14 protein-coding genes are annotated in these 13,143 nt (G+C 64.1%); 6 read left to right on the top strand and 8 right to left on the bottom strand.

Annotated elements, in window-relative coordinates; translation table 11 throughout:
• Position 1: 1 nt before the first annotated feature.
• The 6 genes from JV551A3_RS17020 to ureG are packed head-to-tail and all read left to right on the top strand — an operon-like array spanning position 2 to position 4,399.
• Positions 2 to 319, top strand: a complete 318-nt coding sequence (locus JV551A3_RS17020; RefSeq protein ID WP_015270155.1) for an urease subunit beta — start codon at positions 2 to 4, stop codon at positions 317 to 319.
• Positions 316 to 2,019: an urease subunit alpha gene (gene ureC, locus JV551A3_RS17015; protein WP_112253905.1), complete on the top strand. Its 1,704-nt coding sequence runs from the start codon at positions 316 to 318 to the stop codon at positions 2,017 to 2,019. Before JV551A3_RS17020 ends, ureC begins: the two co-directional genes overlap by 4 nt.
• A gap of 10 nt (positions 2,020 to 2,029) precedes the next feature.
• A complete protein-coding gene (ureE, locus tag JV551A3_RS17010; RefSeq protein WP_112253906.1) occupies positions 2,030 to 2,527 on the top strand; it encodes an urease accessory protein UreE in 498 nt (165 codons plus the stop codon).
• Positions 2,528 to 2,544: 17 nt separating this feature from the next.
• Positions 2,545 to 3,090, top strand: coding sequence for a HupE/UreJ family protein (locus JV551A3_RS17005; protein WP_112253907.1), 546 nt, complete (start codon positions 2,545 to 2,547; stop codon positions 3,088 to 3,090).
• Positions 3,090 to 3,764, top strand: a complete 675-nt coding sequence (locus tag JV551A3_RS17000; protein ID WP_133973249.1) for an urease accessory protein UreF — start codon at positions 3,090 to 3,092, stop codon at positions 3,762 to 3,764. Before JV551A3_RS17005 ends, JV551A3_RS17000 begins: the two co-directional genes overlap by 1 nt.
• Positions 3,765 to 3,775: 11 nt before the next feature.
• Positions 3,776 to 4,399: an urease accessory protein UreG gene (ureG, locus tag JV551A3_RS16995; RefSeq protein ID WP_133973247.1), complete on the top strand. Its 624-nt coding sequence runs from the start codon at positions 3,776 to 3,778 to the stop codon at positions 4,397 to 4,399.
• A 167-nt stretch (positions 4,400 to 4,566) separates the two neighbouring features.
• Here the strand turns inward: ureG and JV551A3_RS16990 are convergent, their stop codons facing one another.
• The 8 genes from JV551A3_RS16990 to JV551A3_RS16955 all read right to left on the bottom strand — a co-directional run bounded on the left by JV551A3_RS16990 (position 4,567) and on the right by JV551A3_RS16955 (position 13,105).
• Complete coding sequence (locus tag JV551A3_RS16990; RefSeq protein ID WP_133973245.1) at positions 4,567 to 5,295, bottom strand: DUF899 domain-containing protein; 729 nt, start codon at positions 5,293 to 5,295, stop codon at positions 4,567 to 4,569.
• Between the two features lie 93 nt (positions 5,296 to 5,388).
• Complete coding sequence (locus JV551A3_RS16985) at positions 5,389 to 7,590, bottom strand: LTA synthase family protein (protein ID WP_133973243.1); 2,202 nt, start codon at positions 7,588 to 7,590, stop codon at positions 5,389 to 5,391.
• 136 nt (positions 7,591 to 7,726) lie between these two features.
• Positions 7,727 to 9,007 (bottom strand): hypothetical protein, encoded by a 1,281-nt coding sequence (locus JV551A3_RS16980; RefSeq protein ID WP_133973241.1) that lies wholly within the window; start codon positions 9,005 to 9,007, stop codon positions 7,727 to 7,729.
• Between the two features lie 39 nt (positions 9,008 to 9,046).
• Positions 9,047 to 9,799, bottom strand: coding sequence for a hypothetical protein (locus JV551A3_RS16975; RefSeq protein WP_133973239.1), 753 nt, complete (start codon positions 9,797 to 9,799; stop codon positions 9,047 to 9,049).
• A 46-nt stretch (positions 9,800 to 9,845) separates the two neighbouring features.
• Positions 9,846 to 10,526 (bottom strand): C39 family peptidase, encoded by a 681-nt coding sequence (locus JV551A3_RS16970; RefSeq protein ID WP_133973237.1) that lies wholly within the window; start codon positions 10,524 to 10,526, stop codon positions 9,846 to 9,848.
• Between the two features lie 62 nt (positions 10,527 to 10,588).
• Complete coding sequence (locus JV551A3_RS16965) at positions 10,589 to 12,040, bottom strand: heme utilization protein (protein WP_133978982.1); 1,452 nt, start codon at positions 12,038 to 12,040, stop codon at positions 10,589 to 10,591.
• 50 nt (positions 12,041 to 12,090) lie between these two features.
• Positions 12,091 to 12,669: an adhesin gene (locus tag JV551A3_RS16960; RefSeq protein ID WP_133973233.1), complete on the bottom strand. Its 579-nt coding sequence runs from the start codon at positions 12,667 to 12,669 to the stop codon at positions 12,091 to 12,093.
• A 1-nt stretch (position 12,670) separates the two neighbouring features.
• Positions 12,671 to 13,105, bottom strand: coding sequence for a hypothetical protein (locus tag JV551A3_RS16955; RefSeq protein ID WP_133973231.1), 435 nt, complete (start codon positions 13,103 to 13,105; stop codon positions 12,671 to 12,673).
• Positions 13,106 to 13,143: the final 38 nt, after the last annotated feature.

Below are 13,143 nucleotides of genomic sequence, written 5' to 3'. Positions count from 1 at the left end.
CATGATCCCAGGTGAAATCCAGGTCGCCGCCGGCGACATCGAGCTGAACAGCGGCCGCGCGACGGTCAGCGTCAGCGTGGCCAACCATGGCGACCGGCCGGTGCAGGTCGGCTCGCACTACCACTTCTACGAAGTCAACGAGGCGCTGGTGTTCGAGCGTGCCCCGACCCTGGGCTTTCGTTTGGACATCCCTGCTGGTACCGCCGTGCGTTTCGAGCCCGGCCAGGCGCGTACCGTGCAACTGGTGGCCTACGCCGGCAAGCGTGAGGTTTATGGTTTCCAGGGCAAGGTGATGGGCGCGCTGGAGGGCAGGGCATGAGCCGCATTTCCCGCCAGGCCTATGCCGACATGTTCGGCCCCACCGTGGGCGACCGCGTACGCCTGGCCGACACCGCGCTGTGGGTCGAGGTGGAGCACGACTTCACCATCTATGGCGAAGAGGTCAAGTTCGGTGGCGGCAAGGTCATCCGCGATGGCATGGGGCAGGGCCAGATGCTGGCAGCCGAAGCCATGGACCTGGTACTGACCAATGCCCTGATCATCGACCACTGGGGCATCGTCAAGGCCGATATCGGTATCAAGCACGGGCGTATCGCGGTGATCGGCAAGGCTGGCAACCCCGATGTGCAGCCGGGCGTGAACGTGCCGGTGGGCCCCGGCACCGAGGTGATCGCGGCCGAGGGCAAGATCGTCACCGCCGGTGGCGTCGACTCGCACATCCATTTCATCTGCCCGCAGCAGGTGGACGAGGCGCTGAACAGCGGTGTCACCACCTTCATCGGAGGCGGCACCGGGCCAGCCACCGGCACCAACGCCACCACCTGCACGCCCGGCCCCTGGTACCTGGCGCGCATGCTCCAGGCCGCCGACAGCCTGCCGATCAACATCGGCTTGCTGGGCAAGGGCAACGCCTCGCGGCCGGAAGCACTGCGCGAGCAGATCGCAGCCGGCGCCGTGGGCCTCAAGTTGCACGAAGACTGGGGTTCGACTCCAGCAGCCATCGACTGCTGCCTGGGCGTGGCCGAGGAAATGGACATCCAGGTGGCGATCCACACCGACACCCTCAACGAGTCCGGCTGCATCGAAGACACCCTGGCGGCCATTGGCGACCGTACCATCCACACCTTTCACACCGAGGGTGCAGGTGGTGGTCACGCCCCGGACATCATTCGCGCGGCGGGGCAGGCCAACGTGTTGCCGTCCTCGACCAACCCGACCCTGCCGTACACGATCAACACCGTGGACGAGCACCTGGACATGCTCATGGTCTGCCACCACCTGGACCCGAGCATCGCCGAAGACGTGGCCTTTGCAGAGTCGCGTATCCGTCGCGAAACCATCGCCGCCGAGGACATCCTCCACGACATGGGCGCCTTTGCCATGACCTCGTCCGACTCGCAGGCCATGGGCCGGGTTGGCGAGGTGGTACTGCGCACCTGGCAGGTGGCCCACCAGATGAAGTTGCGCCGTGGGCCACTGGCGCCGGACACCAGCTATAGCGACAACTTCCGGGTCAAGCGCTACATCGCCAAGTACACCATCAACCCGGCACTGACCCACGGCATCGGCCACGAAGTGGGCTCGGTGGAAGTCGGCAAGCTGGCCGACCTGGTGCTGTGGGCGCCGGCGTTCTTTGCGGTCAAGCCGGCCCTGGTGATCAAGGGAGGGATGATCGTCACCGCGCCCATGGGTGATATCAATGGTTCCATCCCCACGCCGCAACCGGTGCATTACCGCCCGATGTTCGGCGCCTTGGGTGCGGCACGGCATGCCACGCGCATGACCTTCCTGCCCCAGGCGGCGATGGACCGCGGCCTGGCCGAGGAGCTGAACCTGCGCAGCCTGATTGGCGTGGCCCACGGCTGCCGCCGGGTGCGCAAGCCCGACATGGTCCACAACACCCTGCAGCCGCTGATCGAGGTCGATGCACAGACCTACCAGGTGCGTGCCGATGGCGAACTGCTGGTCTGCGAGCCGGCCCGCGAACTGCCGCTGGCCCAGCGTTACTTCCTGTTCTGAAGGAGCCCCGATGATTGTCTTGACCCGCCGTATCACCGAGCCCGGCAAGCTGAGCGAAACCGGCACCGTTACCCTGGACGTGGACAGCCGCATCAAGAGCCGCCTGCGGGTGACCCTGGATGATGGCCGCGAGGCAGGGCTGATGCTCGAGCGCGGCCACCTGCTGCGCGGAGGCGAACTGCTGGCCGATGCCGAGGGCACCCAGCTGATCCGTGTGCTGGCGGCGCCGGAGGCAGTGTCCACGGTGCGCTGCGCCGACCCGCACCTGCTGGCCCGTGCGGCCTATCACCTGGGCAACCGCCATGTGCCGCTGCAGATCGAACCCGGCCTGTTGCGCTTCCAGCACGATCACGTGCTGGACGACATGTTGCGTGGCCTGGGCCTGACGGTAGACGCCGAACTGGCGCCGTTCGAGCCTGAAGCGGGTGCCTACCAAAGCGCGCCGCACAGCCATAGCCATGCCCACGGCCACGATCACCCGTTCGTGCGCCTGCCTGCCCATTCCTGAACTGCTTGGAGCAACCGATGAAAAAGACTTTCGCCCTGTTTCTGCTGATGCTGGCTCTGCCTGCCTTCGCCCACCCCGGGCACGACGCCAACCCGCTGCAGGACGGCCTGTTGCACCCGCTGACCGGCCTTGACCACCTGCTGATGCTGCTGGGCACCGGTGTGCTCGCCGCGTTGACCCGGCGCAGCCTGACACTACCCTTGGCAACCCTGGCGGCGATGTTCGGTGGTGCGGTGTGCGGCCACCTGTTCGGCGATGTACTTGGCATGGAAACCCTGATCGCCGTGTCGCTGCTGGTGGCTGCCGGTGCAGTGCTGCTGCCAAGCCGCCAGCTGCTGCTGGCCATGGCCATGCCGGTGTTCGCCCTGTTCCATGGCTGGGCCCATGGCGTGGAAGCCACGCCAAGTGCGTTCTGGCAGTTCAGTGCCGGCTTCGTCACGGTCAGCGGCCTGTTGCTGGCGGTCGGCTTTGCGGTCGGTTGCCTGTTGCGCAGGCACAGCGGCCTGCAGAAGGCCTTTGGCGGTGGCCTGCTGGCCGGCGCCGCGCTGGTACTGGCCGGTTGATGGCCAGCGACCTGGCGCTGTTGCGCCTGCTGCAACTGGCCAGCCCTGGTTTGCCGGTGGGTGGCTTTACCTACTCGCAAGGCCTGGAGTGGGCGGTCGAGGCGGGCTGGGTACGGGACGTGGATGGTTTCGCTGCCTGGCAGCGCGAGCAGATCGACGACACCCTTGCCTGCCTCGACTGGCCGGTGCTGGCGCGCCTGTACCATGCCTGCCAGGCCGAGGATGCCGAGGCCTTCGGCCGTTGGAGCCGCTTTCTGCTGGCCAACCGCGAAACCGCCGAGCTGCGTCTGGAAGAACAGCAGCGCGGTGCGGCGCTGGCACGGCTGCTGGACGGCTGGCAGCTGGGCCAGGCGCCGGCCTGGCGGGCCAGTCTCGAACTCACCCAGCTGGGCGGTATGGCCTGGCTGGCTGCGCACTGGGCGATCCCGCTGCGCCAGTTGGCCCTGGGCCATGGTTTTGCCTGGCTGGAGGGCGCGGTAATGGCCGGGGTCAAGCTGGTGCCGTTCGGCCAGCAGGCTGCCCAGACCTTGCTGCGTGACCTGGGGGCAGGGCTGCCCGCGGCCCTCGACCAGGCACTGGGCCTGGGCGACGACCAGCTTGGCGGCGGCCTGCCGTTGCTGGCCATTGCCTCATCGCGTCACGAAACCCAATACACCCGTTTGTTCCGTTCCTGAGGACTGCCTGCATGCAAAGCTATCAACAACCCCTGCGCGTCGGTGTCGGCGGCCCGGTCGGCTCCGGCAAGACGGCGCTGCTCGAATCCTTGTGCAAGGCCATGCGCGACCACTACCAGATCGCCGTGGTCACCAACGATATCTACACCAAGGAAGACCAGCGCATCCTCACCGAAGCCGGGGCCCTCGAGCCGGAGCGCATCGTCGGCGTGGAAACCGGCGGCTGCCCGCACACGGCGATACGTGAAGACGCCTCGATGAACCTGGCGGCGGTCGAAGCCCTTGCGCGCAAGTTTGGCAACCTCGAGTTGATCTTCGTCGAAAGCGGCGGTGACAACCTGAGTGCCACCTTCAGCCCGGAGCTGGCCGACCTGACCATCTACGTGATCGACGTGGCCGAAGGCGAGAAGATCCCGCGCAAGGGTGGGCCGGGGATTACCAAGTCGGATTTCCTGGTGATCAACAAGACCGACCTGGCGCCCTATGTGGGGGCTTCGCTGGAAGTGATGGAGCGCGATACCCAGCGCATGCGCCCGCAGCGGCCATGGACCTTCAGTAACCTGAAGAAAGGTGAGGGGCTGCAGGCGGTGATCGACTTCATCGTTGAGCGCGGGATGTTGGGTGTGCGCGGCTGACAATGCAGCAGGTCGGCGCGGGCCCGTTTGTGGGAGCGGCCTTGCGTCGCGAAAGGGCTGCAAAGCAGCCCCAGCAATTTGTGCGTCGACGCTGAATATCCTGGGGCCGCTGTGCGGCCCTTTCGCGACGCAAGGCCGCTCCCACAAGAGCCCGCGCCTGGCTGGGGTCAGTCATGGCAGCAGCTGGGCTTGCCCAACTGCCCTTCATAACGGTCATGGTGCCGCACCCAGTCCATGGTCCCACCTTCGTTGCGCCCCAGTGGCGCGATGTCGAGGAAGTTGTAGGTGTTGACCAGGATATCCAGCCCGCGAGCATAGGTGGAGTAGGTATGGTAAACGCTGCCATCCGGCTCGCGGTAGAACGCACTCAGCCCGGGAAGCTCGCTTTCATCGCCCTCATACGGCTCATAGTTGTACTGCCGCTGGCCCTCGCTGCCGACGCTGACGCCAAAGTCCTCGTTGAACCCACTGCCATTTGACGAATACCAGGGGAACTGCCAGCCCATGCGCTGGCGGAACGCCTGGAACTCGGCATACGGCGCCCGCGACACCGCTACCAGCGACACGTCGTGATGCGCCAGGTGCAGGTTGGCGCCGTCAAAGTGGTCGGCCAGGAACGAGCAACCGTGGCAACCTTCGCTCCAGCCCTCGGCGAACATGAAGTGGTAAACCAGCAATTGGCTGCGGCCCGCGAACAGGTCGGCCAGGCTCAGTTCGCCGTGCGGCCCCTGGAAGCGATAGTCGTGTTCGACCTTGACCCAGGGCAGGGCGCGACGGGCTGCGGCCAGCGCGTCGCGGTGGTGGGTAAAGGCTTTTTCATGCAGCCACAGCTGCCTGCGGGCCGCCAGCCACTGGCTGCGGGAAACCACCGGGTGCCTGCTTTCGCTCGTGCTCATGGTGCTGTCTCCACATTGGGGGATTCACACACTAGTCGAGCACGGGCGGGTTGAATCGACAGGCCGCGGCGGTCGGGCGATGAGTGGTACTGTTCAGCCCGAATGGGCGATATGCCCATCGGCCAGTTCATCTGCTGCTTCATCTTCCCCAGGCAGCGCGGTGATCACGCTGAAGTCGCTGACCTCCACCTGGCCACCGCCATGGCCCAGCAAATGGAAGGAAAACGCCTTGCGCGCGGTCGGGTTGTCGAAGCTGAATTCCATCTCCAGCGGCTCGTCCGCGGTGACCCTCACCTCGTCAGGCAAGCCCAGCGGTACGTCCTGCTCCAGCTGCTTGGCCTTGAGCTGGATATAGGCTGCGCGCTTGGGGTCCAGCGAGCGTACCTTGACCCGTACGCGGGTATGCGAACCCTCGGGCATTTCCAGATACTGGGCGCCGATCAGGTTGTCGGCCCAGTCATCTTTGATGCGCTTGCGCAACTGGATCGGCGATGGGCCGCCGAACTGGTAGCGCAGGTTGAGCGGTGTTTGCAGCAGGGACTGGTCGAGCACCCCGGCGAGGGCACCGATCTGCTGGCCAAGCAGGCTGTCGCCCGGGCCCAGGTAGCGCGCCTGGTCGGCGATGAAGCCCGCGCTGGCGTAACGCCGGCAGCGCTGCTGGAAGTCGCATTCGGTGAACACACCCTGGCCGTCGTGATAACGCAGCATGCCGTTGGTGTAGGAGATCATTTCGCGACCGCTATCGTAGTCGCGATAAAGCGAGCGACCGCCGAGCGCCACGGGGATGGGCAGGGCAAAGTAGTCGAGCAGCGAGGTGGCCAGGTCGATATGGCCGTAGGTACCGCGCTTGATCCGTGGCAACTGTGCCTGCTCCGGCGCCAGGGTGAGGTTGAAGCCCCAGGAAGAGGCCAGGCGCACACCGTCGATGCCGTGGGACTCGTCGGAAGTCACCACCACCAAGGTGTCCTTGAGTACGCCCTGTCGCTCGAGATTGTCGAGGAATGCACCGAGTGCGTCGTCCAGGTAGGCGACTGCCGCCTGTTTCGGCGTGTCGTAGCGTTTCAGATACTCTGCCGGTGCCGAGTATGGCTGGTGGGTGCCTACGGTGAGCAGGGTCAGCATCCATGGTTTGTCCTGCTTTTGCAGTTGGCCGACGTAGTCCAGCGCACCCTCGAAGAAGGCGCGGTCATCCTTGCCCCAGAGGAAGTCCAGGTAGTTCTTGTTGCGGAACCATTCCTGGCCGTGCACCGCATCAAAGCCGATGTGCGGCATGATGCGGTCCTTGGCCATGAAGCGCAGGCCGGCGCCCTGCAGGTAGTGGGTGGTGAAACCGGCCTGGCGCAACTGTGCCGGCAGGCAGGCCTGGTTGCGTTCATTCTGGGTCAGCAGCTCCACGCCCTTGGGCGTGCCGTTGGCCAGCTTGTCGTAGTCACCGCACAGCATCGCGTACAGGCCACGGATGGTCTGGTGGGTATGCAGCACGTAGTCCGGGGTGTTCATGCCGCGCTCGGCCCACTGGCTGAGCTTGGGCATCAGGTCTTCGTCGAAGCGGCTCTGCAGGGCCTGACGGTTGGGCCGCAAATAGGCCCCGGGGATGCCTTCCACGGTGATGACCAGCAGGTTGCGGGCATTGCCTGGCCCGGCGAGCAGGCGCTGGCCATGCAGGTCGGACTGGGTCAGGCCGGTGCTGGCCAGCGGGGTGAAGGTTTTTGTCTGGCCCATCCAGCCTTCGACCTGGCGCTGCAGGTTGCCGGCCCCGGCCGACAGCAACTGGTGGGTGAGGTTGTATTGGCGCCATTGGTCGGCGTCGGAAGGTACCAGTTGCTGGCTGCCCCAATGGGCGCCAAACAGCAGCAACGGAATCGCCCAGGCCTTGCGTGGCAGCGGCTGGTCGGGTTGTGTGCGGCTGCGCCAGGCGATGGCCAGCCAGGCCAGCAGGCCGGCGCCCAGGGTCCAGGGCAGCCAGGCATGGGCCAGGCCACCACCGGTCGAGTTCTCCATGAACTGCGGGTCGACCAGGTACGCCAGGTCGGCGCTGGTAGGCAAACGGCCCACCGCGCTCACCAGTTCGGCCGAAGCCACCCAGAGGGCCGCCCAGGCCAGTAATATGGGGAGCGCCAGCCACCACGGCCGACGGTGCAGCAGCAAGACCAGCAAGCTGCCGAGTGCGAGGTCGGACAGGTAACCGAGCGGGTTGGACCAACCCAGCATGGCGCGCGTACCCAGTGGGATCACCAATACCAGGGCCGCCAGGGCGACAAGCCGGGTACGTGGGTGGTCTGACAGGTTCTTCACGAAAACATCCCTTTTGCCATTAAATCGTCATACAACTGTGCTTGATGATAACAGGCCGCGGCATGGAAGGCGGTCCGGGACAAGGTTGGTAACCATGAGCCGGGCCCTTTCGCGCAGGCCCGGCCGATGGCAAGTATCAGAAGTAGTAGGGGAATTTCAGGCTGAAGGAAAAGTCCGGCGCGTCATCGGTCAGACCAATGGCCAGGTTGGGCACGATGGTCAGGTTGTCGGTGGCGGCGAACGTCATGCCGATGTTGAAGTTGGCTGCGTTGTAGTCGCTGTTGGAGATCGACTGCCAGTCGCCGCCATCGGGCTTTATCTTGCTTTTGCGGGCGAACTGGTCGGACACCGAGAACGACATGCTCATCTTCTCGTTCAGGGCAAAGGCGATACCGCCACCGATCTGCCAGGAGTCGCCCAGCTTCACGTCGCCCGGCACCTTGCTGTTGACCTGTGGGCTGATGTCGCTGAACGAGTCTTCCATGTTGTAGGTGTAGGACAGGCTACCGAACAGTACGGCCGGGTCGAACGTCTTGACCAGCGAGATGCCCGGCGTGATCGACCAGACGCCATTGCCGGTCGGCAGGCTTTCCGGTACCGACAGGTTGTCGTTGCCCTCGACCTGGCGCAGTTTGATGCCATAGGGGTCTTTGCCGGTCGGCGCCTTGATGCGCAAGGTGGCAACGGCGTCGGGCCAGGTCTCGTCTTCGTCGAGGAACTTGTAGGCGACGCCGACGTTGACGTCGCCGATTTCCGGGTCGCGGGTCACGGTTTCGTCCGAGGTGCTCGCCCCGGCGCCTCCTGCACCGCCGGAAGAGTAGGTGGATTCGCGGTACACCACCGGCACGTTGATGTCGAACTGCCAACGCTGGGCGAGGTTGTAGCGGGCGGTCATGTCCAGGGTCCAGTTATCTGCCTTCACCCGGTCAAGGTTGATACTGCCGAGGAAGATCGAGTCCAGTGCCAGGAAGCCGTTGAGTACCAGCGCCCGGGTATCGTAGTGGGTATAGGTGACACCGGTCTCGAAGCTGAACTTGCCACCGCCGAAGAAGCCGCTGGCCTCGTCATACAGGTTGGAAACGCTTTGCGCAGGCTCCGCGTCGTCGGTCAGCGCCTGGCCATAGGAGCTGCCGGTGGTGCCCGGTGCGCCCGATGCCACCGTCTGTGCGCCCTTGACCCCTTCGGCCGGGGACCTGACCAGGCGTTTGGGCGGCGCTGCTGCCGGGGTTTCCTCGACCTGGCGTACGCGCTGCTCCAGCACCATCAGCGCCTGTTGCTGTGCCTCGTAGCGCTGCTTGAGTTCGAGCAGTTCCTGCTTCAGTGCTTCGACCTGCGGGTCGGCAGCTGCGAAAAGGGAAGTGGCCGGAGCCAGGGTGGTCAAACAGACAATGGCGCTGAGCGTGAATGATCGGTGCATGGATTTGCCGTCCCTTTCGACTGCCTTAGAACTTGGAGATCAATAGCCGAATGTGCGCAGGCCCTTCAGCTGGTCGAGGCTGCCGTTCAACGAAGCAGCTGTCGGCACGCTCTCGCGCATGACCACATTCAGGGATGTGATGTTGTTGACATGGTTGCCATTGCCAAGCAGCGTCGAGTTCTGCATCAGACCGCCCTGGGCCAGGCGCTGTACGCTGCTGCCCTGGTTGTTGCTGGCGTTGATGTTCAGCTGCACGCCAGCACCGGTGGACGACACGCTGAGCGAGCCGGCACCGTTTTTGCCGACCAGGGTCTGGCCCGCAGCCAGTACCTGGCCTTGCGGTTGCGTGGCTGGGGCCTGGTTGGCCTTGGTCACCTTGATGTCGACATTGTTGTAGGCGGTGTTGTTGTCACCGGCCGCGCGTACAACCTGGGTCACCCCTTCGGTGCTGTTGAGCCCGCTGCCGCCGGTGACCGTACCGTTGCCGGCAGGCGCGGCGCCGCTGGTGGTCGAACCGCTGCCTTTCTCGTCGATCATCGATACATGAAACTGCGGCTTGATGGTCGACTGCTGGATCTGCAGGGTGGAGGTCGCACCGATCACTTCACCGTTGGCGTTCTGCCAGGTGCTGGTCATGACGATACCGAAACTGACGATGCGCCCCGGCAGCACATAGCGCCCGCGCAAGTTCGCCAATTCCTGGTCCTTCAGTTCGATGGGCTTGAACGTTTCGGCGTGGGCCGGCAGGCTGGCTGCCAGGCAAACCAGTGCGAGCCATGATGCATTCTTCATTGGGGTGCTCCCCGGAGCCTCGTGCTCCTTGTCGTTGCAAGAGTCGTTAGAAGAAGTCGCTTTTGATGAAACCGAAGTCCAGCAGCTCTGCATCCTGCACCGGGGTGAAGTCGTTCACCCGGCCCTTTGCGGTCAGGGGCAGGGGCGGGTCGAGCAGGACGTTGTTCTTGTCGTAGCCTTGGCCGATCACGGCGAAGATGATGCCGTTCCAGCCCTTGAGAAAGTCGTCGACCTTGTAGCGCTTGTGGCCCAGTACCGGGTCACCGATGTACACCCAGCCCTTGTCTACCTTCTGCATGACCACGAAGTGCTTGTAGCCACGCACGTCCATCAGCACCACGACCGGGATACGTACGCTGTGAAGGGTCTCGGCTGCCACCCGGTAGCCGCGGGCACGCATCCCCAAGCTTTCCACGTAGCGTTTCATGTCCAGCATCGAGAAGCCTTGCGTGCGCACCAGGTCCTGGTCGGCGTGGGCCAGCATGCCTTCGATGATCTGTTGCTCATCCACGTCCAGCCAGTAGGCCTGGCGCAGGATGGTGGCCAGCGCGGCGGCGCCGCAGCTGAAGTCGGTCTTCTGTTGCACCAGGTCGGCGAACTTGCGCTCGCGCAGGCTCTGGATGGGCTTGAACACCACGGCGCCGCCCGGCAGGACGGACAGCGGCATTTGTGCGGCTTCACTCACGCTGGCCAGGCACAGGAAAAACGCCAAGGCAATGATGCGCATGATCGGATGCCTTCCGGTTCTGTTGAAGAAAGGCCCCCCGAAGGGGGCCTCAAGCACAGCGGTCAGAACGAGGTGTTGGAGATGGCCAGCGAGTTGCTCTGCTGGTTGCCCACACCGGCTGCCACGTTCACGCCCAGGTTGCCGCTGCCACCGTTTACCGAACCGCTAAGGGTTGCAGTGTTGGTAACAGGGTTGGCCCAGCCGGTCGGGGTCAGCACTTGGAAGGACACGGTATTGCTCAAGTCGTAGGCACTGCTTTCGCTGTAGCTCTTCGACACGTCGTTCGACGATTGAGACGATTTCTCGCCAGACTTTTCAAACGCCGATTCCGATGCGTTGGCATAGGACGACTCGTGGGCTTTTTCATACGACGAGTCGCGCGATTTCTCATAACTCGATTGGCGCGTCTTGTCGAACGACGAGTCGAATGCCTTCTCGAACGAGGAGTCGTAGGCGCTTTCCTGCGAGCGGTCGACATCGACATTGAGCGAAGCATTGAGCGAGGCATCGAAGCTGTCGGTGCGGGTGCGCTCGCGACGGCCGTTATCGGTGGCCACGGTGCGGGTCGCGTCGGCCGCAGCCGCCAGAGTGGCGCTCAGGCTGGAGCTGCTGGACGAGCTGGCAGTACCGGCCATCGAACCACTGGCATTCCAGCTGTTGGAGCCGCTGGCCGTCGAGTTGCGCGAGCCGCTGGCGTTCATGCTGCTCGATCCGCTGGAGTTCCAGCCACTGGAGCCGCTGGAACTCGCACTTTGCGAGCCGGCCACGCTGAAGCTCGAGGACGAGCTGCGGTCGTCAGTCGAGTTGAACGTGCCCTCACGCGAGCTGGAACCGCTCTTGGTGGTGGTGATGGTCAACGTATCCACCCGGTAGGTGCGGTCGGCGCCGTTGTTCACCGTCAGGCCTGGACCGTTCTGGTCGGCCGAGGCGGTGGCAGTGGCATTGCCCAGTGGGGCACCGGTGTTGGCGATGGCCATGGTGTTTTTCTGCTGGTTCAGGTCGCCGCCAGCAATGTTGACGCCGACGTTACCCTCCGCACCATCGGCCGAGCCGGTCATGACCGCCGAGTTCTGGGTGGACCAGTTGTCGACACGGTTGTTGTTGCTGAACTGGCGAACGTCAGCGGTGGCTTCGGCGGTTCCGAACACGAAGCTGTTGTCCAGGCTGGATTCGGACGAGGCGTTGGCAATGGCCGCAGCGTTGTCCTGCTGGTTGCCGTTACCGGCCGCCACGTTGACACCTACGTTGCCGCTGGCACCCGAGGCCGAGCTGCTCATCTCGGCTTCGTTGATGGTGCCTTGGTTGGTGATGGTGTTGCCGGTACTGCGCTGGCTGTCAATGGCATTGGCAGTGGCAAACACAGGGATCCTGGTGGGAGGAGGCGTGTGCTGCCCGTTGTTATGGTGACCATTGTGGTGCCCGCCACGCCGGTCGTTCTGATCAGCTTGTACAGCAACAGCCATGACCGCAGCAATTGCGAAAACCAGAGGCTTTATTGCCATCGAGGGTTTCATGGTGATTCTCCGTACGCTATTGGGTTAAGTGTCGTTCTTGACTGGAAGGGTCAATCCGCGACCCGGATGCTCAGGGTGTTGGCCATGCGGTTTCCCACCCCGGCACTCTGGTTCAACTGAATCACTCCACGGCTACCGGTGAAGGCCTGGTCACTGGTGGTGACCTGGCGATGGCCAGTTGAAGTGTCAATCGGACCGGAGTTGTTGAGCAGCGCCACGTTCTGCTGCATGAGGACGCTGTCGTCGATGCTTTGCGGCTGGGCACCGATACTGATGCTCAGTGCGTTCGCTTGCTGGGTGTTGGCGCCGGCGCTCTGGTTGACCCCCAGGGCGCCGCTACCGTTGCTGAAGGCGTCGCCCTGTATGGTCGAGCGTGCATCCATTGCGGGGTTTGCGGGGCTGTTCAGCCGTTGTCGGATCTGCGTGGTGGCGCTAGCTGCTGGCCCCACGGCGAAGGCGCGCGCGTTGGCCTGTTGCTGCTGGTCACCGGCCGCCTGGTTGACCGACAGGTTGCCCAGGTAATGGCTGCCCGAGCCGTCGATGTCGGCGTTGTTGATCACGGGAACCGGGGATTGCGCGAAGGCCGAGGTACTGCACAGCGTGACCAGGATCAGCAGCGTGTGCTTCATCTCACTTGCCTCCGGTCAGGATCTGCAGCGGCGCCAGGCCGCGCTGCACACTTGAATTGACCATGTTCGATATGCCATTGCCCGAGCCCGTACCGCGGCCACCGGCCAGGTTGGGCAGTTGGGACTGGTTGCCGAGGTTGCCGCCCAGGTTGTTGGTCTGCTGGGTGATCAGGGTGCCGATACCCGCACCGCTGCTGATGTTGGCGAAGTCGCCATCACTCAGTTCGCTGGTTTGCTTGAGGATGTGGGCGGAAGGGTTGGCATTGACGGTGGTGGGGTTGGGGTCGGGTCGTAATGGCGGGACCACGGCGTTGCGTGTCTGCACATCACGGGTTATCACGATGATGCCGTTGTCGGCCTGGGCCGACAGGCTCAACGAGCCCAGCACACAGCCCATCAGCAACAGGTGACAAAGGCGTTTGTCAGTTTTCCTCACGACGGCAACTCCTTCAATGAGCGCTGGCCCTGATCAGC

The sequence above is a fragment of the Pseudomonas inefficax genome (genome assembly GCF_900277125.1).
Taxonomy (GTDB): domain Bacteria; phylum Pseudomonadota; class Gammaproteobacteria; order Pseudomonadales; family Pseudomonadaceae; genus Aquipseudomonas; species Aquipseudomonas inefficax.
The sequence above is the reverse complement of the archived record's forward strand: the minus strand, read 5'-3'. Positions and strand labels throughout refer to the sequence as shown.

Excerpts from the sequence above, each read along its gene's own strand:
- JV551A3_RS17020 (WP_015270155.1), top strand. The coding sequence starts at position 2 with ATGATCCCAGGTGAAATCCAGGTCGCCGCCGGCGACATCGAGCTGAAC.
- ureC (WP_112253905.1), top strand. The coding sequence starts at position 316 with ATGAGCCGCATTTCCCGCCAGGCCTATGCCGACATGTTCGGCCCCACC.
- ureE (WP_112253906.1), top strand. The coding sequence starts at position 2,030 with ATGATTGTCTTGACCCGCCGTATCACCGAGCCCGGCAAGCTGAGCGAA.
- JV551A3_RS17005 (WP_112253907.1), top strand. The coding sequence starts at position 2,545 with ATGAAAAAGACTTTCGCCCTGTTTCTGCTGATGCTGGCTCTGCCTGCC.
- JV551A3_RS17000 (WP_133973249.1), top strand. The coding sequence starts at position 3,090 with ATGGCCAGCGACCTGGCGCTGTTGCGCCTGCTGCAACTGGCCAGCCCT.
- ureG (WP_133973247.1), top strand. The coding sequence starts at position 3,776 with ATGCAAAGCTATCAACAACCCCTGCGCGTCGGTGTCGGCGGCCCGGTC.
- JV551A3_RS16990 (WP_133973245.1), bottom strand. The coding sequence starts at position 5,295 with ATGAGCACGAGCGAAAGCAGGCACCCGGTGGTTTCCCGCAGCCAGTGG.
- JV551A3_RS16980 (WP_133973241.1), bottom strand. The coding sequence starts at position 9,007 with ATGCACCGATCATTCACGCTCAGCGCCATTGTCTGTTTGACCACCCTG.
- JV551A3_RS16975 (WP_133973239.1), bottom strand. The coding sequence starts at position 9,799 with ATGAAGAATGCATCATGGCTCGCACTGGTTTGCCTGGCAGCCAGCCTG.
- JV551A3_RS16970 (WP_133973237.1), bottom strand. The coding sequence starts at position 10,526 with ATGCGCATCATTGCCTTGGCGTTTTTCCTGTGCCTGGCCAGCGTGAGT.
- JV551A3_RS16965 (WP_133978982.1), bottom strand. The coding sequence starts at position 12,040 with ATGAAACCCTCGATGGCAATAAAGCCTCTGGTTTTCGCAATTGCTGCG.
- JV551A3_RS16960 (WP_133973233.1), bottom strand. The coding sequence starts at position 12,669 with ATGAAGCACACGCTGCTGATCCTGGTCACGCTGTGCAGTACCTCGGCC.